Raw genomic sequence first — 23805 nt, 5'->3', positions numbered from 1 at the left:
AAAAATAAAGCCATCCTGTTTTTACGGATGGCCTGTAATATTATTGTGGTAAAGCTGCACTGCTGGTTGCTACAGCCCTGTCAACCTTTTTGACCAGGCCCTGTAACACATTTCCCGGTCCTACCTCGGTAAATGAGGTCGCTCCGTCTTCGAGCATGTGCATAACGGTTTGTGTCCAGCGTACCGGCCCTGTCAATTGTGCTATCAGGTTATGCTTTATTTTAGCAGGGTCAGTATATGGTTTGGCATCTATGTTCTGATAAATAGGGCAAATTGGTTCTTTAATTTCGGTGTGCACTATTGCGTGTTCCAGCTCAACCCGGGCAGCCTCCATCAAAGGTGAATGGAAGGCACCGCCAACATTCAGTTTAAGTGCCCTTTTAGCACCGGCGGCGGTCAGCTTTTCGCAAGCGGCATCCACACCTGCAATAGTACCCGAAATAACCAGCTGTCCCGGGCAATTGTAATTGGCAGGAACTACTATATCAGTTAATTGATGACAGATATCTTCTACCGTAAAATCATCAAGCCCTAAAATTGCTGCCATGGTGGATGGTTGTATCTCACAGGCTTTCTGCATTGCATTTGCACGGGCGGCAACCAGTTTCAAACCATCCTCAAATGATAATGCCCCCGCTGATACCAGTGCTGAGAATTCGCCCAATGAGTGACCAGCCGCCATATCTGGTTTAAAATCATCGCCCAATACTTTGGCCAGGATCACAGAATGCAAAAAGATGGCAGGCTGCGTAACGTTGGTCTGCTTTAGATCCTCGTCTGTGCCATTGAACATGATATCGGTGATACGGAATCCCAATATTTCATTGGCTTTTTCAAATAGCTCACGGGCCTTTTCGGATTGTTCGTACAGATCCTTGCCCATACCTACAAACTGGGCTCCCTGGCCCGGAAAAATATATGCTTTCAATTTAGTTAATTAGTGATTAGAGATTAGTTAATTAGGTTTTATTAGTTGATTAAGTTAACTGATAAAAGGCGATTTGTGTTTTAAAGAAGTTTACTGATCACTAATCACCGATAACTGTTAACCTAATCTTGACGATATCAAATTTAGGAACTCTGTACGGGTTTTTTCTTTTAAAAATTCGCCGGTAAATGCGGAAGTTGTGGTAACCGAGTTTTGTTTTTGTACACCTCGCATACTCATGCATAAGTGACGGCATTCTATTACAATACCTACACCCAGCGGATTAAGTGTATCCTGTATACAATCCCTTATTTCATTGGTCAAACGTTCCTGTACCTGTAAACGACGGGCGAATACATCCACTATACGAGGTATTTTACTCAAACCTACTACGTGACCATTGGGGATATAAGCAATATGTGCTTTGCCGAAAAATGGCAGCATGTGGTGCTCGCACATAGAGTAAACTTCTATATCCTTTACTATTACCATCTGGCTGTATTCTTCCTTGAACATGGCCGAGGTAAGTATTTCTTTGGCATCAAGATCATATCCCTGCGTAAGAAATAGCATAGCCTTGGCTACCCTTTCCGGGGTCTTTAGCAAACCTTCCCGGTTGGGATCTTCGCCAATTTGTTGTAAAACGCCTTTATAATGCTCACTAAGATTATCTATCAGTTCCGGGTTATACCGGTCAATTTTTACATAACCGTCAATGCCGGCATCACGGTCAGGATAAGAATTTTTTTTACTCATTATTCAGGTTTAATCGCCGAAATATTCAGCGGAATTATTTTCGGTCTCGTACAATTTAACCGAATGCAGGAATACACCTTTGTGCTCTTCTATTGGGCCTTTTAACTGGTTGAATATCTCGATACAAAGTAATTCTGTCGAAGCCATTTTACCGGCCATAAAAGGAACGTCCAGGTTGATATTTTTATGGTCCAGCTTTTCTATCACGTGGTCATTGATAATTATCTTCAATTCTTTCAGGTCGATCAGATAACCCGTTGCATGCGTCACCTGGCCTTTAACAGTTACGAATAAGTTATAGTTGTGCCCATGCCAGTGTGGATTGGCGCATTTGCCAAACACTTCCGCATTTTTTTCCTCGCTCCATTCTTCACGGTACATCCTGTGTGCAGCATTAAAATGCTCTTTCCGTGTCATGTATATCATCATAATATTTCTTGGTGCAAATATACAAAACAAAAATAAGGGCTTTGTTCTATCTTAGCTGTTAAAATAAAGCTATTTATTTATGCGGATATTGGTTGTTGCTGCTACGGAATTTGAAGTCGGAGGTCTTGAGTCAGAAGTCAGAAGTCAGAAGTCAGAAGTCGGAAGTCAGAAATCGGACTCAAGACTTCCGACTCACGACTTAGAACTCCTCGTAACCGGAGTAGGTATGGTGGCAACTGCTTTTGCATTGGGAAGGCATCTTGCAACTAATAAATATGATCTGGTGATCAACCTGGGTATCGCAGGCAGTTTTGACCGGAATATTGCCCTGGGTGAAGTGGTTGAAGTTACCGAAGATTATTTATCCGAATTAGGCGCGGAGGATGATGACACTTTTTTACCGATAGAAACGTTGGGTTTTGGTGAAAGTGTATTTAAGACTGATACACGGCTTTCATCATATATTAATTCCGATTTAAGACAGGTTACCGCAATTACGGTAAATACCGTGCATGGTCATGAACCGAGTATTAAAAAGCTAATTACACGTATCCAGCCTCAACTGGAGAGTATGGAGGGCGCGGCATTTTTTTATGCTTGCAAGCAAGCGGGTGTTCCATGCCTGCAGATCAGGGCAATGTCAAATTATGTGGAAAAACGTAACCGCGATGCCTGGCAGATAGGGCCTGCTATCAAAAATCTGAATAGCTTTGCGATCGGATTTATTAAAGAGGTTGTACGTAGTACGTAATACGTTTTACGTTATTATCCTGAAAAGAAACGTACAACGTAGCACGTAAAACGTATAACATAATGAAATTGACTCTCGGCTTTTCGCCCTGCCCAAATGATACATTTATTTTTGATGCTTTAATTCACCATAAAATTGATACAGAAGGTTTAGAATTTGAGGTGTTTTATGATGATGTGGAAACGCTTAATCAAAAGGCATTTCGTGGTGAGCTTGATGTTACTAAGCTAAGTTATCATGCCTTTGCTTATGTAGCTAATCAATATGTGTTGCTGGATTCGGGTAGTGCTTTGGGTTTTGGAGTAGGACCCCTTTTGATTTCGAATTTCGGATTTTCGATTTCGGATTTAAATAATGCCAAGCACAAGATCGGGATTCCAGGAAAATATACCACCGCAAACTTCCTGTTAGGATTAGCATTGCCTAATGCTAACAACAAACAGGAGTTGGTATTTTCTGAGATCGAAGATGCAGTATTGAGCGGTAAGGTTGCTGTCGGCTTGATCATTCACGAGAACCGTTTTACATATCAAAATAAAGGGCTTAAAAAGATCATCGACCTGGGCGATTATTGGGAGAAACAAACCGGCTGTGCTATCCCGCTTGGTGGTATCGCAGCAAACCGGAAATTGCCTTTAGATGTTCAACATAAATTAAACAGGGTTTTGCGCAAATCTGTTGAGTTTGCTTTTGCTAACCCGAAATCAGGGTTGGAGTTCATCCGCTCGCATGCACAGGAAATGAGCGAGGAAGTGATGTATAAGCATATTGATTTATATGTAAATAAATACTCCGTTGATCTGGGCGAAGAGGGTAGGAAAGCGATAAACCTGCTTTTTGATACGGCTAAGGAGAAGAATATTATACCGGAGATAAAAGAGGAAATATTTTTAACCCCCTAACCCCCCTGAAGGGGGAATTATTTAGCTCAAAGTAATTCTTTAGGACTATAACTCCCCCTTTAGGGGGCTGGGGGGGGCTTAGTATAACAACTTATCATACGGATACCGTGCCGTATGTATCTCTTTCACATGTTCATAAAGTAATGCCCTGAACTCATCCACATTTTCCTTTTTCAGTGCTGAAATAAATATAGCCGGACTATTATTCTTCGCCATCCAGCTTTGTTTAAAGTCTTCCAAAGTTAATTGGGCAGCGTGCTCTTCCGGACTTGCTTGTATCGGTTTATAAGCGTCGATCTTATTAAAAACAGTGATCATCTGCTTATCCACAGCACCTAACTCTTTCAGCGTGTCATTTACAGTTCTGATCTGGTCCTCAAAGTTTGGATGGGAAACGTCTACCACGTGGATCAGTATATCTGCTTCACGAACCTCATCCAGCGTAGATTTAAAACACTCTACCAAATGATGAGGTAATTTGCGGATAAAACCAACGGTATCAGATAACAGGAATGGCAAGTTCTCTATCACCACTTTACGTACGGTAGTATCCAGCGTAGCAAATAACTTATTCTCAGCAAATACCTCCGACTTGGAGATCATGTTCATGATGGTGGATTTGCCTACGTTGGTATAGCCTACTAATGCTGCACGCACCTGTTGGTTCCGGTTTTTTCGCTGTGTTTCGTTCTGGCGGTCTATTAGTTTTAATTTTTCTTTTAGGACATCGATCTTGTTCAGGATCAAACGACGGTCAGTTTCAATCTGCGACTCACCCGGTCCACGCATACCGATACCACCCTTTTGGCGCTCTAAGTGCGTCCATAAACGGGTAAGGCGAGGCAACAAGTATTGCAGCTGTGCCAGCTCAACCTGTGCCTTAGCTTGAGCAGTCTGTGCTCTGCCGGCAAAAATATCCAATATCAGGTTACTGCGGTCAAGCACCTTTACCTGAAGTTCTCTTTCAATATTTCGTACTTGCGATGGGGTGAGCTCATCATCAAAAACCACCATATCAATTTCTTCGGAGGTAACAAACTCTTTAATCTCCTCCAATTTACCTGTGCCCACAAAAGTGGCCCTTTCCGCGTGTTTCATTTTTTGGGTAAAACTCCTGATCGTTTCACCGCCCGCAGTCTCCACTAAAAACGCTAATTCCTCCAGGTATTCTTTCTCCTGGGCTTCGGTTTCGTTGGGTGTGATAATACCCACCAATACTACTTTTTCCTGCTTCACAGCAGTATCATAAAATTTTTGTTTCATTCGATATTGATCTATCAATCAAAGTGCCAAGTTAAGGTATTATGCTTTAATACGGCTAAAATGGCAGTAAGTAAAATATTTTCTCTAACTTTATAGTATGAACAATGAACAGCAAAAGCTGCTTGAGCGCATCACACTTGTTCCTGATCTGTTAGGCGGAAAACCCAGTATCAGGGGATTACGCTTTTTAGTGAGCGATGTGCTCGAACTATTATCTACAGGATTATCTGAAGAAGAAATTTTAGTACAGCACCCTGTTTTACAAAAAGAAGATATACTTGCTGCTCTATTGTATGCTTCTCTTAAAATGAAAAATACTGTTGTAATCCATGCCGCCTGAATACTGGGAGATATGGCTTGATACTCAATTGTCTCCAATAATTGCAAAATGGATGTCAGAATATACAGGTTTCATTGTTAAATCTTCTTATAGTCTGAACCTGCATAATCTTACAGATACCGCCATTTATAATAAAGCGAAGTTACAAAGCAATGTAATTCTCATTTCAAAAGATGCAGATTTTCCTGAACTAATTAGTCGTTTAGGTTCTCCTCCCAAATTGATCGTCATTAAGAAAGGCAACTGTGATAACAGAGTGCTTTGGGAGTTTATTAAACCAAACATATTAAAATCAGTGAAACTGCTTATTTCATCCGATGTCGATATAGTCGAATTAGAATAACTAATTTACAACTCCTTCACAAACTCCTTCATCGCCATTCCCGGATCAGCCTGTTTCATAAAATTCTCACCTATAAGAAAACCATTAAACCCTGCCTTTTTTAATTGCTTGATTGTTTCGGGATTGCTGATGGCGCTTTCTGATATTTTTAAAAATTCAGCAGGGATATGTTCCGCCAATTGATATGATGTATCCACCGATACTGTAAAATCAGCCAGGTTGCGGTTGTTTACACCAATGGCGTCCAAATTAGGGTTGATGCTGCGTTCCAGTTCCTCTAAGTTATGTACTTCGAGCAAAACATTCAATCCCAGACTTTTTGCAAACGACGCTAGTTGCTGGATCTGCGCAGGAGTGAGGATGGCTGCTATTAGTAGGATGACATCGGCACCCCAGGCTTTTGCTTCCATTAGCTGGTATTCGTCGATCATGAAATCTTTTCGCAGGATAGGGATCTGGTTTGCACGGCGTGCACGTACCAGGTCTTCTTGTTTCCCCATAAAAAAATCAGTGTCTGTGAGCACAGAAAGTGCAGAAGCGCCTGCCGAGGCATAACCGGTAGTCACATCTTCAACAGTGACTTTATCATTGATAATCCCTTTTGAAGGGGATTTACGTTTAAATTCAGCAATGATCCCGGTACGGTTGGCATCCAGCAAAAAATCTTTAAATGACAGTACATCTCTTTTGAAAAACTCTGCCGTCTCCAGGCTTTTGTAGGATACATTTTGCTTAGCCGCTGCTACTTCTATTTTTTTATGTGCAACAATTTTATCTAAAATATTCATAAAGCATTTGGCAAGTATTACAGCTTGCCATTTATTTTTTAATAATTATTAAGGCAATTAAACCACTTCGGCAAACTGCGGGGCCAGCCAGTTTTGCATCATCGCCCGGCCATGTTCAGTTAGTACAGACTCAGGGTGGAACTGAACACCACGAACATCATATTGCTTATGACGAAGTGCCATAATGCTATTGTCCTTTTCGTCGATGGCTGTAATGGTAAAAACGTCGGGCAAGCCTTTTTCGTCTACTACCCAGGAGTGATACCTGCCCACGTTAAAGCTTTGCGGTAATCCTGTAAATAGCTTTTCTGCTGTATCTGTCACTCTGATTGGTGTTGCAATCCCATGCATCGGCCTGCTCAGATTATACAATTGACCACCAAATGCTTCGGCAATGGCCTGCTGACCAAGACAAACGCCAAAAATACTCTTTGTAGGTGCATACCGGGTGATCACATCCAAAAGCAAACCCGCTTCGGAAGGTATCCCTGGTCCGGGAGACAGGATGATATGACCGAATGCATCCACATCATCTAAATTGAATTTATCATTTCTCCATACCTCGCATTCCATACCTATTTCATGTACCAAATGCACCAGGTTGTAGGTGAAAGAATCGTAATTGTCTATTATTAATATGCCCCCCGGCCTCCGCATGCTGGCGGAGGAGGGACTATTTATATTATTACTTGCTGTCATTTTGCATTGTTATTAATTAAAACATTATAATTCCCCCTTCAGGGGGTTAGGGGGGTCAAAGTTCCTCCGCTAATTCAATCGCTTTTCTTAATGCCGCTATTTTGTTGTCCACTTCTTTCAATTCGCTTTCGGCAATTGAATCAGCCACTATGCCTGCGCCGGCCTGGTAGTGCAACGTGTTGTTCTTGCTCAGGAACGACCGTATCATGATGGCATGGTTAAAATCCCCGTTAAAACCAAAAAATCCGATTGCGCCACTGTAAAAGCTGCGTTTGGTTTTTTCATTTTCGTCGATGATCTCCATTGCACGGTATTTTGGTGCTCCGCTCAATGTCCCGGCAGGAAAAGTATCCGCCACAATTTTGAAGGAGGACACACCCGGTCTAAGTTTGCCGCTTACCTGCGATACCAAATGAATAAGGTGCGAATAATACTGCACTTCCTTAAATGCTTTAACTTCCACCTGCTCACAATGGCGGCTAAGGTCATTACGTGCGAGATCAACCAGCATTACATGCTCTGCTGATTCCTTAGGGTCATTCTCTAACTGGCGTGCTATCTCTGCATCCTTTACATCATCACCGCTGCGTTTAAAAGTACCCGCAATAGGGTATATGCTGGCCACCCTGTTTTTAATGGTGATCTGCGCCTCGGGTGATGAGCCAAATATCCTGAAATCGCCATAATCAAAATAAAACAAATAAGGCGACGGGTTAATGGAACGCAATGCCCTATAAACATTAAATTCATCACCTAAAAACTTCCTGGAAAACGGCCTTGACGGCACGATCTGGAATACATCACCTCTGTAGATATGTTTCTTCATCTTTTCTACAATCGCCATAAAATCTTCTCCGGTCAGACTTGATTTTTCTTCGCCATTGATCTGGAAATGATATTCCGGGAAGTTTTTGTTTTTGATGAGGTATTCTATTTTTTCTATACTGCCATTCTCTGCCCGCGTGTCGATTTGATTATGGAAGATATGCAGCTCATTTTTAAAGTGGTCGATAGCGATGATGTAGCGGTAAATGTGATACTGCATTACCGGTATCTTCTTTACATCGTCGGTGACTTGTTTTAGTTTGATAGTTTCGAAATGCTCAACAGCCTCGTGGGTGAAGTAACCGAATAGCCCGTTGGATATGATTTTGCCTGGAGTGTCACTCACCTCGAAGTTGGACAGGAATTCGCTGATATTTTCAACCAGGTCGAAAGAGCCTGGCTCTTTCGTTTCGGTTCGGCCATCGGGATAACTCATTTTCAGTTGCCCGTCATTAAGTATTAAACCACTGATGGGTTCGCAGCAAATATAGCTCAAACTGTTTTCGCGGCTGTGGTAGTCGGAACTTTCAAGCAGCAGCGAATTTGGATAAACATCACGCAGGCGCAGGTAAATACTTACAGGCGTTGTGGTATCAGCTAATAATTTTTTAGAGGTAGTTGTTATTTTGTAGGATTTCATTATGTTGTTTCAAAAGGATTGTAAAAAGCAAAACCCGGCGTTGGTTGGCGCCGGGTTCATATTAGGTTTACAATTGATTAGTAATTCCATCTCAAGAGAATATCCGGCTGCCAATTTTCATGGTGCCACCAGCTATAGTTCTTGTTGTTTTTAATCATCGCGGTGACAAATTTATAAAGAAATTTGAATTGCCAAAGTTTTTGTAAAAAAATTATTACTTATGACATTCCGAACAGCCCTCTTTTGCTCAATATTATGGTTACCACAATGATTACCAGTGCTAAAGTGTAAAAAATGGCTATGCTTTTATGTTTTAGCTCAGCTGCCGAGGCACGTTTGGATTTTGCATGACCAATCGTGATCAAAATCAGGGCGATGATCATCCCGGTAAGGTGCTCTACGGTCCAGTAACGGGTGGTAGCATCTTTCATCGTTTGACTGCCAAACTGAACAAAAGGGCTCAGAAAATATAGAACAATACCGATAAGCAGCTGTGTGTGTGCGGATATCATGGCAAACAGGTTGAGTTTACGATTACCCTCACTATATAATTTTTTACCCAGCCAACCGGTCCAGCTGCGGATGATAGCCAAAAGAACTAATAAAAGTACAATGTACCTGAAACCGGAGTGCAGGTGCAGGAAAAAGCTGTAAGCGTTCATGAGTTGAAAATTTCAACGAATATAGTAATTACTTGGCTTTTCGATGTTTTTCTTGTGGAGTGTGCCATGATAGGATAACACATGTGAGTGGATAAATGTATTATTTATTTTTTCTATATTCGTATTACCTATATATCATTAATCAACTTAAACCTTAAAATCATGGGATCACTTGGAGCACCTGAAATCATTTTAATTCTTATTGTATTAGGCCTATTTGCTTTATTTCCTGTATGGGGATATAGAGCAGGTTCAAAAAGGACCGTAGGCCCTGTAGGGGGCTTGTTACTGGGCTTGTTTCTAGGCTTAATAGGTATAATAATAATATATTGTACTGGCACTACTAAAGTGTATGACCCAAACCTTTATAATTACCAAGATCAATCCACAGCAGATGAATTGCAGAAATATAAGCAATTATTCGATAGCGGTGCGATCACTGAAGCTGAATATAATGTCCAGAAAGGGAGATTGCTGAATCAGTAGGTATCACATTGTTATTGAGAGGAGCGAAGCTTTAAAACCACAACAGTTACTTGAATACGATCCAATTGCGAATTCTGGAGGGTGGAGAGGCATAGTCTGCGGTAACACTGTAACATCTGTACCTCCTTACAGGTGTTACAGTAATAAAATGGAATAAACCGGAAAACTAAACTTCCCCATCAGCACCGCAGGGTTACTACCTATGCGGATGGGCTCGCCTGATAATGCCTCGTTACCTAACAAGGCAAACAGAATGGCTTCCTTTGCATCAGGATCAATACCAAGGCTGCCGGTATCTGCAATATCAGCTTTAGGCAAAAAGTGTTTAAGGCAATTGATCACAAAGGGATTACGGGCACCGCCGCCGCTGGCAAAGATTTTACTGTCGGGAGGAAAATTAGCCAGGATAAAATCAGCAATAGTTTTTGCGGTGAATTCGCTTAGTGTACTGATGATATCTTCGGGGCTAATATCTTTTACGCCCGATACCTGTTGGGCGTCTTCGAGGTAGCTGAGATTGAATAATTCCGGTCCGGTAGTTTTTGGCGCTTTTTCTTTGAAGAATGGATGATCGAGTAGTGCGCTTAATAATTTATCATTTACCAGACCCGATAGGGCGATCATAGAATCCTTATCATAAGGTTGATTAAAGTATTCGCGGCAGGCAGCATCGATTAGTGTATTGCCGGGGCCAATGTCGGTACAAACTACTTTATGATGATCACCATCCGCAGGCAGGTAGGTGAGGTTGGCTATGCCGCCAATGTTCAGTAATATTCTGTCCTCGCCCGGCTGGCTTCCTAATAATACATCGCCATATAATGCCAGTGGTGCACCTTCGCCACCTGCTGCAATGTGTTTCTGGCGGAAATCGCTGATGGTTAAAATGCCCGTTTTAACAGCAATATGATCGCCATCGCCTATTTGAAGTGTGGCATTGGGATATTCTGCCTGCTGATGTAATCGTTTGGGCGCATGGTAAATAGTTTGCCCATGACTGGCGATGAAATCCACCTCGCTTGGTTTTATGTTCCATTTAGCAAGGGCCGCCAAAACCAGTTCGCCGTGAAAAGTACCAATATAGGCATTGAGCAATGTGATCTTTTCAAGGTCGACCAGCCGGCGGGAAAATATTTCATGTACCTCGTTTTTAAAATGCTGTTTGTAGGGGATGGTGATAAATTTGATCAGTTCGAATTTGGTGTTCAATCCATTACCTGTAAACCTGCACAAAGCGATATCCAAGCCATCAAGTGAGGTGCCGGACATGAGTCCGATGCCTAATTTCTCCGGCTTTTGTGCGATGTTAAATAGGTTTTGCAGGTTTTGATTTAGCGCAGGCATTTTGCTGATAAAACTTTAAATGAAATATGCTTTCCTATAAGCAAACATATCTAATATATTTGTTTAAAACCCATACGTACATCAATTAAACCTTGACATGGCCCGATTAAATTTATTGGAAGAGACCCGGTATGAGAAGCTGCCGGTGAGTGTATTTGCAAACCAGAAAGAAGCGTCGTTATCGGTAGCGAAGCGGATCGCGGAGCTGATCCGTTCGAAACAGGCAGCAGGCGAAAAGGTAGTACTTGGCCTGGCCACCGGTGTAACCCCATTGGGCGTTTATGCCGAGCTGGTGCGCCAGCACCAGCAGGAAGGCCTGAGCTTTAAAAACGTGATCACCTTTAATTTGGATGAATACTACCCGATGAAGCCCAGGGCAGCCCAAAGCTATGTCACCTTCATGAACGAGAATTTGTTTGATCATATCGATATCGATAAAGCTTCGGTACATATCCCGGACGGGACACTGAAAAAAGAAGATGTAGTCGGCTTCTGTCTGGAATATGAAAAGAAGATCAGCGCATTAGGAGGCTTAGATCTGCAGATCTTAGGGATCGGCCGTACCGGCCACATCGGCTTTAACGAGCCGGGCTCGGCACCCAACTCAGGAACAAGGCTGGTGACTTTGGATGATCTGACCCGTAATGATGCCTCCCGTGATTTCGGTGGCAAGCAGAACGTGCCGACCAAAGCCATCACCATGGGGATCGGTACCATCTTCAAGGCCCGGGAAATTATCCTGATGGCCTGGAGCGCCAAGAAGGCACCCATCATCAAGAAAGCCGTGGAAGGCGAGATCTCAGGCGATGTACCGGCTACTTACCTGCAACTATCCCAGCATGTGGAATTTGTACTGGATACCGAGGCCGCCTCAGAGCTGACCCGCTTTAATACCCCCTGGCTGGTAAAAGACTGCACGTGGGATAACATGCTCAAAAAGAAAGCGGTGATCTGGCTTGCCGAGCAGCTGGGTAAACCGGTACTGAAGCTGACCGAAGAAGATTATAACAACCATGGCATGGCGCAACTTGCCGTAGAGCAGGGCCCGGTCTATAACATCAATATTGACATCTTTAACCAGATACAGCATACCATTACCGGCTGGCCGGGTGGCAAGCCGGATGCGGATGACTCGCAGCGTCCTGAAAGGGCCTTGCCGGCACGCAAGCGTTCGATCATCTTTTCTCCGCACCCGGATGATGATGTGATCTCCATGGGCGGAACGTTCATAAGATTAGTAGACCAGGGGCATGAGGTGCATGTGGCTTACCAGACCTCGGGTAATACCGCAGTATGGGATGATGATGTATTAAGGTATATGGAATTCGCCATCGACTTTAACCACAGCATAGGGGATGATAACAGTCATTTGAAAGGCCTGTATGAAGACATGCGTACCTTCTTCGATAAAAAGCAGCCCAACGAGATCGATACCCAGGAGATCCGCGATGTGAAAGGCTTTATCCGCAAGACGGAAGCCATCTCGGGAGCACGGTATGCGGGATTAAACGACGATCATATCCACTTTATGGCATTGCCCTTTTACGAGACCGGCAAAACGCAGAAGAGCCCGGTAACGGACAAGGATATTGAGCTGACCATGGAGCTGCTGCAAAAAGTAAAACCACAGCAGGTATTTGCAGCGGGTGACTTTGCCGACCCGCATGGGACACACCTGGTTTGCTTTAACATTATCCTGGCAGCCTTAAGAAAACTAAGAGAAACCGAAGACTGGGTAAAAGACTGCTGGCTGTGGATGTACCGCGGTGCCTGGAAGGAGTTTGAGACCTATGAGATCGAGATGGCTGTACCATTATCTCCGCAGGAAGTACTGAGGAAACGTAATGCGATCTTCAAGCACCAGTCGCAGAAGGACCGGGCGGTGTTCCCGGGGGATGATGCCCGCGAGTTCTGGGTAAGGGCTGAAGACCGTAACCGTGAAACAGCGCAGGCTTATGACCGGTTAGGGCTGGCTGAATACCAGGCGATGGAAGCGTTCGTCAGGTATGTTTTTTAGGGTTGTACGTTTTACGTGGTACGTTATACGTGCATAATTTAGAAAGATAGATCGGGCTACGGTAATCAAAAAACGTACCACGTAAAACGTACAACAATTTCGCAATAAACAATATCTTAGGGGGTTCAAATCTAAACTTTATCACTATGCAGAATTTTAAAGACCTTTTAATCTGGCAGGAAGCACATCAGCTTACATTGAAAATTTATGAATCATCCAAAGGCTTCCCTAAAGAAGAAACTTTTGGTATCACTTCTCAGTTAAGACGTGCGGCGGTATCAATACCATGTAATATAGCAGAGGGTTGTGGCAGGTATACATCCAAAGATTTTGCTAATTTTTTGCAAATTGCATTAGGATCAACTAATGAAACAGATTATCTGACTTTGCTGGCTAAGGATTTAAACTATTTATCTGAAGAAAAATTCGTTATACTTCAAGAACAGATCAATAAAGTGCGCGCAATGAATATCAATCTAATTGATAAAGTAAGAAAATAAAAAACGTACAACAGCCACTAATTTTACTAAAGGATATGCTAAAGCTTTATAAGAATATTAATAATACACTGCACTATTGGGAAACCTGGGATAAAGACGAAAAAACAGGAGTTGTACATTGGGGTACCGTAGGTAGTCGTGGAGAATTTTAGGAAAAAAATCCAAAAAGAAATTACAATCAAAAGTAAAGAGGGCATTGGCGAAATTGATATAGATGATCATTATACTCTATTGATTGAATTCGCAGTAGATGGCATGGGAAGTCCTGAAGATCTAGAAAAAAGAACACGACTTCAAAGTAAAATGAATGAAACTCTTGGATGGACAGGATTAGGACATTGTGACGGAGGGAGCATAGGGAGCGGAACGATGGAGGTTTGTTGCTATGTAGTCGATTTTGATACAGCAAAAAAGATGATCGAGCAAGATCTAAAAAGCACAGAATTTTCTAACTACACAAGAATTTACGACGAAAACGTATAACGTACTACGTAAAACGTACAACAAAAAAATGACCGAAATTACTACTAATAGCTCCGTACTAAAAAAGCGCCTCCTTTCACTCGATGTATTTCGCGGAATAACCATGGCTTCTATGATCCTGGTAAATGATCCCGGTGGCGATCATTCCTATGCGCCGCTGGAGCATTCCAAATGGAATGGATGTACGCCTACTGACCTGATATTTCCTTTTTTCCTGTTCATGGTTGGTATATCCATTGTTTACGCGATGGAAAGCCGGAAGGAAGTAACAACCGATCACAACAAATTAATTCTGCATGCTTTTAAGCGTACTGTAATATTGCTGCTGATCACCTATGTTATCCGGTTCTTTTTTCAACCGAACCTGGCTCACATGCGTATTCCGGGGGTATTAACAAGGATAGCTGTAGTTTACCTTATCTGTTCAATATTGTACATCAAAACATCTCAGAAAACCCGCGATTGGCTGTTTGTCATTGCTTTGGTTGGCTATTATATCATCATGACTTTTATTCCCGTTCCGGGAGTAGGTTATGCCAATCTGGAGCCTACAACAAATCTTGGTGCGTGGTTAGACAGGACAGTATTTACCACAAATCACCTTTGGGCCGATTCGCGTACATGGGACCCGGAGGGTTTATTGGGAACAATACCGGCCGTTGCTACCGGGTTATTTGGTATCCGGCTTGGAACATGGATCAAGCGCAAAGATCAGGAGGACAGCGTTAAAGTAACCTGGATGTTTGTCTACGGTGTTATCGCTGTGATGCTGGCTTTGATATGGGACCTATTTTTCCCCATCAACAAAGCCTTATGGACAAGCTCATTTGTTTTATATACCGGCGGATTGGCCACTATCGGTCTTGCTTTAAGTTACTGGCTGATCGATGTGCGCGGACATAAGAAATTTACTCCAATATTTGTTGCTTTCGGCGCTAATGCCATCACCGCATATATTTTGGCCGACTTTATCCCTCACTACATGGGTAAGATCAGGATCGGTGGCAAGCCTATTTACAATGTCTTATTTGCGCCCTATTTTTCGCCTGTTAATGCCTCACTGGCGAGTGCCTTATTTACCGTGTTTTGCATTTGGATAGTGATGTGGGTATTGTATAAAAGAAAGATCATCATTAAAGTTTAAATACTTTGAAACTAAATCAATTCGTTTACATCTAAATATAAAATCGTAATACTATTCATGAATTTCAATAGAAAACTCTCTATAGCTGCCCTGGCACTGTTTGTTGCGGCAAATGTTTCGTTTGCGCAGGTAAAGAAAAAGCCTGTTCCGTCGCCTAAAGAAAAGCCCGTTGCAGCGGCTACCCAGATAAAAGGCAACCTGTTGCCTGTTGACCCGAATGTGATCATCGGGAGGTTGCCAAATGGCTTAACTTATTATATCCGCAAAAATACAGAGCCAAAAAACAGGGCTGATCTATACCTGGTTAACAAAGTAGGTTCGGTATTGGAAACGGATGACCAACAGGGATTGGCCCACTTTACCGAGCACATGGCATTTAATGGCACCCGTGATTTCCCGAAGAATGAGCTGGTAAATTATCTGCAAAAAGCTGGTGTGAAATTTGGCGCCGATCTGAATGCCTATACTTCATTTGATGAAACGATATATCAGCTTCCATTGCCTACAGATAGCGTTAAAGTGTTTGAAAAAGGGTTTGATATATTAGCCAACTGGGCAGGTTACCAAACCTTCGACCCAAAAGAAATTGACGATGAGCGTGGTGTGGTTTTAGAAGAGGCACGCCTGCGTGGTAAAAACGCACAGGAACGTTTACAGCACCAGATATTGCCTGCGTTATTGAATAATTCGAGATATGCGGATCGTTTGCCTATTGGTAAAGAGGATATTTTGAAAACCTTTAAGCCTGAAACTATCAAAAGCTTTTACCATGATTGGTACAGGCCGGATTTGCAGGCGGTAATAGCAGTTGGAGATTTCGACCCTAAACGTGTGGAGCAGTTAATAAAAGATAATTTTTCGGAACTGAAAAACCCTGCTAATGAAAAGCCGCGTACCGAATATTCTGTTCCGGCTAATCCCGGTACTGTAGTAAAAATTGCTCTTGATAAAGAGTTCCCTTATACTTTGGCTGAAATCGTTGTAAAACATCCCGAGCAAAAAACACGCACTAAGCAGGATTATCTACAAGGAATGCGCGTGCAATTATTCAATGCAATGCTGAACGAACGTTTGGGTGAGCTTACCAAGCAGGCTGCTCCTCCATTCTTGTTTGGTAGGGCTGGTTACGGTGGTTTTATCGGTCACCAGGATGCCTTTACCTCTATCGCTGTTGCAAAGCCCGGAGAATTAGAGAAAGCAATAAAAGCTGTCGTTGCTGAGACTGAAAAGGCGCGCAAGTTCGGGTTTACTGAAACTGAATTTGAACGTGCGAAGCAAGATGCTTTAATCCAAATAGAAAATGCTTACAAGGAGCGTGATAAAACCAAGTCGGTAAACTTTGTACAGGAGTATCAACAAAACTTTTTACAGGGAGAGGCTATTCCGGGGATTGAGTTTGAATACAACTTCCAGAAAGACAATTTCAGCCAGATCAAACTAAGCGACATTAATGCATTGGCCGGTAAATATATCAGCGATAAAAATCGTGTGGTATTGGTTGAAGCCCCTGAGAAAGAAAAAGACAAACTACCAAGCGAAAAAACGCTGCTCGATTGGATAAGTGACGCAGGCAAAAATGTAACAGCTTATGTTGATGTAGTGAGCAACAAACCTTTGCTGGCGAAAGAGCCGGTAGCCGGAAAGATCGTTTCAGAGAAAAAGGATACATCTATTAATACAACTACACTCACTTTTGCAAATGGTGTAAAAGTGATATTGAAACCAACCACTTTTAAAAACGACCAGATATTGATCAGTAGCTACCATTTCGGTGGTACATCACTGGCAAGCGATGCTGATTTTACTTCGGTGAACATGGCTGCAGAAGTGATAGGTGGTAGCGGGATAGCCGATTTTAACCAGATCCAACTGGATAAAATGATGAGCGGCAAAAATGTCCACGTTGCACCTTATATCCATGAAACTGCGGAAGGCGTTAATGGAAGTTCAACACCTAAAGACTTTGAAACGGCCTTACAGTTAGTGTACTTGTATTTTACCCAACCGCGTAAAGATGCAGATATCTGGCAGTCACAAATATCAGAAACTAAATCATTGCTGGCTAACCGTAGTCTTGACCCTACAAGCGTGTTCCAGGATACGGTTTCGGCCACTTTGGGCAATTACAATTTGCGCCGCATGGTGCCAACGGCAGAATTGCTGAACAGTGCTAATCTTGATAAAGCTTACAGCTTTTATAAAGAACGATTTGCTGATGCAAACGGGTTTGTCTTTACCCTTGTAGGTAGTTTTAATGAGGATCAGATAAAACCATTATTGGAAAAATATCTGGGTTCGTTGCCTTCCGCTAATCGTGATGAGAGTTACAAAAATTTAGGAATCCATGCACCTGCCGGACAGATCACCAAAAAAGTATATAAAGGTATTGGTGAGAAGAGCAGTGTGGAGTTGGTATTTACCGGAGATTATGAGTACAACGAGAATAATAACTTGCAGATAGACGCGCTTAATGAAATATTGAACATTAAACTGATAGAGCGGTTACGCGAGAAAGAAGGCGGTGTTTATGCCCCACGTGTATTGGCAAACTTTGCGAAACTGCCTAACAGCAGGTACAACTTTACCATAGTATTTGGCTGTGCCCCGGAGAATGTAGATAAACTGATCGCAGCTGCTTTGGATGAAATAGGGAAGATCAAACAGAACGGTCCTGAAGCAGTGGATATTCAGAAATTTGTTGCCGAAGAAAGCCGGTCAACCGAAGTACAGTTAAAGGAAAATTCATTCTGGCAGGCACATTTATCATCCACATCTCAAAACCAGGAAGACCCGGATGCGGTGTTGCACCACATCCAAAACCTGAATAAAGTAACGGTTCAAACTGTTAAGGATGCTGCCAATAAATATTTGAGTGGTGATAATTTGATCAAATTGATTTTATTACCTGAGAAGAAATAAGAGTTTAATGCCGGGGATTGCAAATCTCCGGCATTTTTGATCCGGAGTTGCAAAACCGGACCAACGAAGAAACTCTTATTCAAGCATAAATAAAACAGCAATATCTGCTTTTATAACATATCCATAATGATGAAAAAGAAGGGGATATTTATAGTTGTAATTTGTATAGTTGCAATATCTCTAATTGTTTGTTATTTACCATTTTATATAAAGAGTAAAGCAATAAATGATTTGGAAAATCAAGGTAACTATCTGGTTCAAAGGGTTGAAGCATACAAGAAAAAGAATCACAAGCTTCCCCAATATTTGGAAGATATGCAGCTGAATTTGCCTGATAACTATCCGTTAAATTACAATACAACAAAAGATAGCGGAATATATGTAGTGTCGTTTCAGGTCGGATTTTTTAGGTCTATGGTGTATTATTCAGATCGTAAAGAATGGGAATTTCAAAAGTAATTGGATAACATAATCGTCGTGCTAGTCCAGATTTATTAATTCCCGACTAAAAAACAAGCGAAAATGCAATCCGAGAATAAATATCCCTCCTAACACCTTCCTTACAGGAGAGTGGTGACACTATTTTGTCACCATGCATAAAAATGCAAATAGCTGATTTACAGATGTTCATTTGTATGTTCACGCTGTTCATGCAAAAAACATGAACACCAATTTTTTATTTTGCAACCACAACTAATCTGCTATTTAAATTGTATGTTGAATTGTGATTACTACAGGACAGCAAATTATAGCAGAATGGTACAAACGCAAGAACTGGCACCAGTTCCCTTTCCAGCAGGAAATGGAGGAGGCTTATCTTGGCGGTTATTCTGGTTTGCTAAATGCGCCCACAGGCAGCGGTAAAACTTTTGCTTTGTTTCTGCCTTTTCTGGCTGATTATATCAACAAAAACCCCGGTACCTGGGATACGCGATCAAACAACGGCCTAATGATGCTTTGGATAACACCCCTCCGCGCACTAACCAATGACATTAAAAAAGCAATGCAGGAAGTGTGCGACGAGATCGGCATTCCCTGGAAGATAGGCACGCGTACAGGCGATACTCCCGCAGCTGAAAAACAGGCACTGAAAAAGAAACTCCCCGAAGTATTACTCACCACACCCGAAAGCCTGCACCTGATGCTGGCTCAGAAAGAATACTTCAAAATATTTCAATCCTTACAGGTAGTCGTGATCGATGAATGGCATGAGTTGTTGGGTACAAAGCGTGGGGTGCAGGTGGAGTTAGGCCTTTCACGGCTTCGCACCCTTGCTTTAGTTGGCAGTACGCAGTTGGCAGTAGGCAGTGATCAGCTTGGAAAAGAAAGCAAACTGCAAACTGCAAACCGCCAACTGAGAATCTGGGGTATAAGCGCTACCATAGGCAATTTAGAGCAAGCAGCAGATGTGTTGTTAGGAAATGATTTTCCTGCAGATCAGATCAAAATGATTCGGGCTCATATTGATAAAAAGCTGGTGATAAAATCTGTCATTCCTGAAAATATAGAGAATTACTCATGGGCAGGGCATATCGGGGTAAAGCTTTTGCCGCAGGTGATAGAGATCGTTGCCAAAAGCAGAACTACGCTGATATTTACCAATACCCGGTCACAGGCGGAAATATGGTATCACGCCATACTCGATAATTACCCGGAGTATGCTGGTATTATGGCCATGCATCATGGCTCGCTTGATAATGAATTACGCAACTGGGTTGAGCAGGCGCTGCATGCCGAGGCTTTAAAGGTAGTAGTGTGCACTTCAAGCCTGGATTTGGGGGTGGATTTTCGTCCGGTGGATACGGTGATACAAGTAGGCAGTCCGAAAGGCGTTGCCCGGTTCATGCAGCGGGCAGGGCGTAGCGGACATCATCCTGGGGCTGTATCGAGGGCGTATTATGTGCCCACGCATTCATTAGAGCTATTGGAAGGTGCCGCTTTAAAGCAGGGTATTAAACAAGGCATTTTTGAAAGCCGTGACCCTATGCTGCTCACTTTTGATGTGCTGGTGCAATACATGGTTACGCTGGCAGTTTCGGACGGGTTTAGAGCGCCTGAGCTTTTTAATGAAGTGAAGACTACCTATGCGTTCGCTGATATGAAAAAGGAAGAGTTTGGCGAACTGCTTGATTTTGTAACACACGGCGGCAATGTATTGGCGCAGTATGATGAGTTTTTGAAAGTAGAAGTTGATAATGGCCTGTACCAGGTAAAAAGTCGCAGGGTAGCTATGCGCCACCGGTTAAGCATCGGTACTATTACCAGTGATTTGAGTATCCGCGTAAAATGGCTAAGCGGGAAAAGTTTGGGAACTATCGAAGAATCTTTCATTTCAAAATTAAAACCGGGGGACAATTTTTGGTTTGCCGGACAAAGCCTGGAGTTTATCCGGGTAAAGGAAATGAGCGCCTATGTCAGAAAATCCAACGCCAAAAAGGGACTAATACCAAGCTGGATGGGAGGAAGGATGCCGCTATCATCGCAACTTTCAGCAGTTTTCAGGGATAAGCTGGACGAGGTAGCGCACGGTATAGAAAATGATGAAGAGGTGATCGCCCTTAAGCCTTTGTTCGAACTGCAGAAACAATTATCGCATCTGCCCGAAAGCCATGAATTTTTGATCGAGTCGTTCATGTCGCGCGAAGGGCACCACCTTATATTCTATCCTTTCGAGGGACGGTTAGTGCATGAGGGAATGGCTTCATTACTTGCTTACCGCATCTCCAAAATAAAACCGTTCTCATTCTCTATCGCCATGAATGATTATGGATTTGAACTCCTTGCCGATGAGCGTATCCCCATTGAAATGGCTTTGGAAGATGACGATTTTTTTTCTATAGATAACTTGCTGGATGATATCCTTCATAGCCTCAATGCAAATGAGATGGCAAGGCGGCGTTTCAGGGATATTGCGCATATAGGCGGACTTGTATTCACTGGCTATCCCGGTCAGCAGGTAAAGAATAAACATTTACAAGCATCCACCTCGCTGCTTTTCGATGTATTTAGCGAGTATGAGCCTAATAATTTATTGATAAGGCAGGCTTATAGCGAAGCCCTTGCTTTTCAATTGGAAGAGTTCAGGTTGCGTGCGGCGCTGCAACGAATAGTTACACAAACAATTATTCTCAAAGAGATAGACCGGCCCACGCCATTTGCTTTTCCTATTATGGTTGATAGTCTTGGGCGTGAAAGATTAACTACTGAAACGCTTGAAGAGCGCATAGCAAGAATGACCAGGCCTTACGACATGGATGGTATTGACGAACCGGAGAACAAAAAATCCAATAGAAAAAATAAACCCTCTAAAAGAGGATTCTAAGATGAGATACAACCCTCATAATAAGCAAAAACACAGAATGCTATGCGAAAATATGAAGGTTTAGGTTGTATCACAAGAAAAATCACACCGCACCTGATGCAGTGCTCTTCTTAAAATTTAATTTTAAGATTTAAAAGACTGATTAATCAAACAGTTTTTTTCCTCTTATAATTACTGTTGCAATAATTAAGATGATCGGTAAAACTGTGATGATAACGCCTACTACTGTGTATGTGTTCATGGTCTTGATTTATGGTAAAGAAATAAGGCAATTATTATGCCTCTTATTTAAAAAGCCCTTTAGAGATCAATCAGACACTTTTGCCATGCCAGAGCAAAAGAAGTAGTTTAAAAATTCGGGTATTATGTTCTACAAAAAAATCAATAGTATACTTTTTCGGGTAAATTTTTCCCCGACATATGATTGATAATCAGCCTTATATTAGCGGTATTTAAACATGCTAAATAAGGCCTTTATATTTTACACTATATCAACACAAAACCATGCCAAATGCATAAAAGAATATGCTTAATGACTTAATTTTGATAATTAATTTGTAAGGTTTCGTGAGAAGTTTCTACTAATAAATATAATAAAAAATTATACGAGATTTTGATAAAAAATATGAAAAAAACTAATGTAATTATTGCAGCCTTACTGATGATTATAGTGAGTGCCTGTGGCCATGCGCAATCAAGCGGAAAGGTTGTTCCAGGGAGTTCCGAAGACGTAAAAAAGTTTCCCGGAGCAAAGCCAAATCCATATTGGAAAACGGTGCTATCACCGGATGCCTATGAGATCATGGTAAACAAAGGTACCGAGCCTCCGTTTCATAATCCGTATTGGGACAATCATGAAAAGGGAACTTACATGAGCGCCGCCACAGGGCAACCCTTATTCAGCTCGGATGCTAAATATGATTCGGGTACGGGTTGGCCAAGTTTTTTCAAACCGATAGATCCCAAGGCAATTATGATCATAAAAGATTATTCGGATGGTATGGTGCGCGATGAGGTAGTAGAGCGTAGTACCGGTTTGCACCTCGGGCACGTATTTGATGACGGGCCTGCGCCAACAGGGTTACGTTATTGCCTTGATTCGTACGCCCTGAAATTTGTTAAAGCAAAATAATGGATAATAGAAAAGGCCCGTTGAGGGCCTTTTCTATTATTAAACTATCGGTTGATCATTCATCTTTCATTATTCTTTTTAGTGCAGTTTTTCCGCCCTGTTTTATTTGCAGAAAGTAAATTCCATTCAGGCCAAGCACGAAGCTTTTATTAAAGCTGCCATTCATGGCTTTATCGCTCCATATTAACTTGCCGTCATTGTCGGTTAGTTTTACTTCTGCAACGGATTTTGATGTAAGGCCAAACATCAGTAAAGTTTTACCTGAAGAAAATTCTGGTACCAGGTTAAGGTCTTTTATTTCCAGCTCTGCTTTTTCGCTACCGGTAATGGCTTTCAATTTTTCAGGCGATACGTCAGATACTCTAAAACTGACATAGGTATCAATGCCATCGCTCCCGGTATTGGTATATTCAAAACGCTGGACATTTCTGTGCCGATAAGATCTCATTTCACGGTCCCGCGTCGGGAAGTCAAAATCACGGTCTCTAAATCTGTCTCCATTTAACTTGTAGTCATAAGTAAAGGTTGAATCCTTGCCACCCATTCTTTTCATCCTGAATCTGAACATACGCCCAGTGGTATCTTTCCCAAAGCCGGGCATATTTGCCATTTCTGGCTCTTTGTCAATTCTGAAATGACGGTCCTCTATAACGATGCTTTTAGAAACTGTATCGGAAGCCCCTCTTTTCTTGATGATGATATGCTGCTGCCCGATACTTTCCGGCCCTCCCAGGTTTCCAATATCTTTCAAGGCTTGGTTGCGGTCATCCGCAGAAAGTTCTTTGATGTTTTTCCCATTGATGGTTGTATCGCCATTGGTTATTTTTATTTCCATATCCTTTGTGCCCTGGGCAAAAACCAAAGGGGGCAACGCCATAATAACAATGAGGCTTAAGGCAAAAATGAATTCGAAACCGGGTTTTATCCAATAGTTTTTCATTGCAGTAATTTGTTTTTAAGTGGAAATGAAGCTATCATGAGCAGCCTGATTTTAATATTAGCTCATGATGGTTCATGTGATTTTGGTTAAATTTGAATAAATCAAAGTTAACAAGCTATTCTATTACAAGATGTTAAATCTTTGACATCAGATGTTAAAAAGTGTTAAATGCAAGCGCGTTGCGTTTATTTA

General features: G+C 42.1%; 23 protein-coding genes. 13 read left to right on the top strand and 10 right to left on the bottom strand.

What is annotated here, in order from left to right; translation table 11 throughout:
* Positions 1-40 precede the first annotated feature (40 nt).
* The 3 genes from fabD to ACPPVU_RS24380 all read right to left on the bottom strand — a co-directional run bounded on the left by fabD (position 41) and on the right by ACPPVU_RS24380 (position 2110).
* Positions 41-928 carry an ACP S-malonyltransferase gene (fabD, locus tag ACPPVU_RS24390; protein WP_426669344.1) on the bottom strand — a complete coding sequence of 296 codons (888 nt, stop codon included), beginning with the start codon at positions 926-928 and terminating at the stop codon, positions 41-43.
* 117 nt (positions 929-1045) lie between these two features.
* The gene (gene folE, locus ACPPVU_RS24385) at positions 1046-1684 is read right to left on the bottom strand and encodes a GTP cyclohydrolase I FolE (RefSeq protein ID WP_426669343.1); all 639 of its coding nucleotides are present in this window, start codon (positions 1682-1684) and stop codon (positions 1046-1048) included.
* Positions 1685-1693: 9 nt separating this feature from the next.
* Positions 1694-2110: a 6-pyruvoyl trahydropterin synthase family protein gene (locus ACPPVU_RS24380; RefSeq protein ID WP_426672229.1), complete on the bottom strand. Its 417-nt coding sequence runs from the start codon at positions 2108-2110 to the stop codon at positions 1694-1696.
* Positions 2111-2192: 82 nt separating this feature from the next.
* Here ACPPVU_RS24380 and mqnB point away from each other — a divergent pair, with 82 nt between their 5' ends.
* Both mqnB and ACPPVU_RS24370 read left to right on the top strand, forming a co-directional pair.
* On the top strand, positions 2193-2864 hold the full coding sequence (gene mqnB, locus ACPPVU_RS24375; RefSeq protein WP_426669342.1) for a futalosine hydrolase: 672 nt from the start codon (positions 2193-2195) through the stop codon (positions 2862-2864).
* Between the two features lie 62 nt (positions 2865-2926).
* Positions 2927-3766 (top strand): menaquinone biosynthesis family protein, encoded by an 840-nt coding sequence (locus ACPPVU_RS24370; protein ID WP_426669341.1) that lies wholly within the window; start codon positions 2927-2929, stop codon positions 3764-3766.
* 78 nt (positions 3767-3844) lie between these two features.
* Here ACPPVU_RS24370 and hflX read toward each other — a convergent pair whose 3' ends face one another.
* A complete protein-coding gene (gene hflX / locus ACPPVU_RS24365; RefSeq protein WP_426669340.1) occupies positions 3845-5029 on the bottom strand; it encodes a GTPase HflX in 1185 nt (394 codons plus the stop codon).
* A 97-nt stretch (positions 5030-5126) separates the two neighbouring features.
* On the opposite strand from hflX, the gene ACPPVU_RS24360 reads away from it, so the two are divergent.
* Positions 5127-5369, top strand: a complete 243-nt coding sequence (locus tag ACPPVU_RS24360) for a DUF433 domain-containing protein (protein WP_426669339.1) — start codon at positions 5127-5129, stop codon at positions 5367-5369.
* Positions 5359-5712, top strand: coding sequence for a DUF5615 family PIN-like protein (locus ACPPVU_RS24355; protein WP_426669338.1), 354 nt, complete (start codon positions 5359-5361; stop codon positions 5710-5712). Before ACPPVU_RS24360 ends, ACPPVU_RS24355 begins: the two co-directional genes overlap by 11 nt.
* Positions 5713-5717: 5 nt before the next feature.
* Here ACPPVU_RS24355 and trpC read toward each other — a convergent pair whose 3' ends face one another.
* The 4 genes from trpC to ACPPVU_RS24335 form a co-directional block, all read right to left on the bottom strand.
* The gene (trpC, locus tag ACPPVU_RS24350; RefSeq protein ID WP_426669337.1) at positions 5718-6500 is read right to left on the bottom strand and encodes an indole-3-glycerol phosphate synthase TrpC; all 783 of its coding nucleotides are present in this window, start codon (positions 6498-6500) and stop codon (positions 5718-5720) included.
* Positions 6501-6557: 57 nt separating this feature from the next.
* A complete protein-coding gene (locus ACPPVU_RS24345) occupies positions 6558-7199 on the bottom strand; it encodes an anthranilate synthase component II (RefSeq protein ID WP_426669336.1) in 642 nt (213 codons plus the stop codon).
* 55 nt (positions 7200-7254) lie between these two features.
* Complete coding sequence (locus ACPPVU_RS24340) at positions 7255-8664, bottom strand: anthranilate synthase component I family protein (protein ID WP_426669335.1); 1410 nt, start codon at positions 8662-8664, stop codon at positions 7255-7257.
* A gap of 218 nt (positions 8665-8882) precedes the next feature.
* On the bottom strand, positions 8883-9326 hold the full coding sequence (locus ACPPVU_RS24335) for a cytochrome B (protein WP_426669334.1): 444 nt from the start codon (positions 9324-9326) through the stop codon (positions 8883-8885).
* A 162-nt stretch (positions 9327-9488) separates the two neighbouring features.
* Here ACPPVU_RS24335 and ACPPVU_RS24330 point away from each other — a divergent pair, with 162 nt between their 5' ends.
* A complete protein-coding gene (locus tag ACPPVU_RS24330; RefSeq protein WP_426669333.1) occupies positions 9489-9812 on the top strand; it encodes an SHOCT domain-containing protein in 324 nt (107 codons plus the stop codon).
* Between the two features lie 135 nt (positions 9813-9947).
* On the opposite strand, the gene ACPPVU_RS24325 is transcribed toward ACPPVU_RS24330, so the two are convergent.
* The gene (locus tag ACPPVU_RS24325; protein ID WP_426669332.1) at positions 9948-11156 is read right to left on the bottom strand and encodes an anhydro-N-acetylmuramic acid kinase; all 1209 of its coding nucleotides are present in this window, start codon (positions 11154-11156) and stop codon (positions 9948-9950) included.
* Between the two features lie 97 nt (positions 11157-11253).
* On the opposite strand from ACPPVU_RS24325, the gene nagB reads away from it, so the two are divergent.
* The 8 genes from nagB (at position 11254) to msrB (ending at position 22673) form a co-directional block, all read left to right on the top strand.
* Entirely contained in the window at positions 11254-13173 is a 1920-nt protein-coding gene (gene nagB / locus ACPPVU_RS24320; RefSeq protein WP_426669331.1) for a glucosamine-6-phosphate deaminase, read from the top strand.
* A 146-nt stretch (positions 13174-13319) separates the two neighbouring features.
* Entirely contained in the window at positions 13320-13673 is a 354-nt protein-coding gene (locus ACPPVU_RS24315; RefSeq protein WP_426669330.1) for a four helix bundle protein, read from the top strand.
* 138 nt (positions 13674-13811) lie between these two features.
* Positions 13812-14156 carry a hypothetical protein gene (locus tag ACPPVU_RS24310; protein ID WP_426669329.1) on the top strand — a complete coding sequence of 115 codons (345 nt, stop codon included), beginning with the start codon at positions 13812-13814 and terminating at the stop codon, positions 14154-14156.
* Positions 14157-14184: 28 nt separating this feature from the next.
* On the top strand, positions 14185-15300 hold the full coding sequence (locus tag ACPPVU_RS24305; protein ID WP_426669328.1) for an acyltransferase family protein: 1116 nt from the start codon (positions 14185-14187) through the stop codon (positions 15298-15300).
* Between the two features lie 57 nt (positions 15301-15357).
* Complete coding sequence (locus ACPPVU_RS24300; protein WP_426669327.1) at positions 15358-18219, top strand: M16 family metallopeptidase; 2862 nt, start codon at positions 15358-15360, stop codon at positions 18217-18219.
* Between the two features lie 126 nt (positions 18220-18345).
* Positions 18346-18678, top strand: coding sequence for a hypothetical protein (locus ACPPVU_RS24295; protein WP_426669326.1), 333 nt, complete (start codon positions 18346-18348; stop codon positions 18676-18678).
* 262 nt (positions 18679-18940) lie between these two features.
* Positions 18941-21541: a ligase-associated DNA damage response DEXH box helicase gene (locus ACPPVU_RS24290; RefSeq protein WP_426672228.1), complete on the top strand. Its 2601-nt coding sequence runs from the start codon at positions 18941-18943 to the stop codon at positions 21539-21541.
* Between the two features lie 625 nt (positions 21542-22166).
* Positions 22167-22673 (top strand): peptide-methionine (R)-S-oxide reductase MsrB, encoded by a 507-nt coding sequence (gene msrB, locus ACPPVU_RS24285; protein WP_426669325.1) that lies wholly within the window; start codon positions 22167-22169, stop codon positions 22671-22673.
* A gap of 55 nt (positions 22674-22728) precedes the next feature.
* Here the strand turns inward: msrB and ACPPVU_RS24280 are convergent, their stop codons facing one another.
* Positions 22729-23613 (bottom strand): T9SS type A sorting domain-containing protein, encoded by an 885-nt coding sequence (locus ACPPVU_RS24280; RefSeq protein WP_426669324.1) that lies wholly within the window; start codon positions 23611-23613, stop codon positions 22729-22731.
* Between the last annotated feature and the right edge of the window lie 192 nt (positions 23614-23805).

Source organism: Mucilaginibacter sp. McL0603, assembly GCF_049992945.1.
Classification (GTDB): domain Bacteria; phylum Bacteroidota; class Bacteroidia; order Sphingobacteriales; family Sphingobacteriaceae; genus Mucilaginibacter.
The sequence above is the reverse complement of the archived record's forward strand: the minus strand, read 5'-3'. Positions and strand labels throughout refer to the sequence as shown.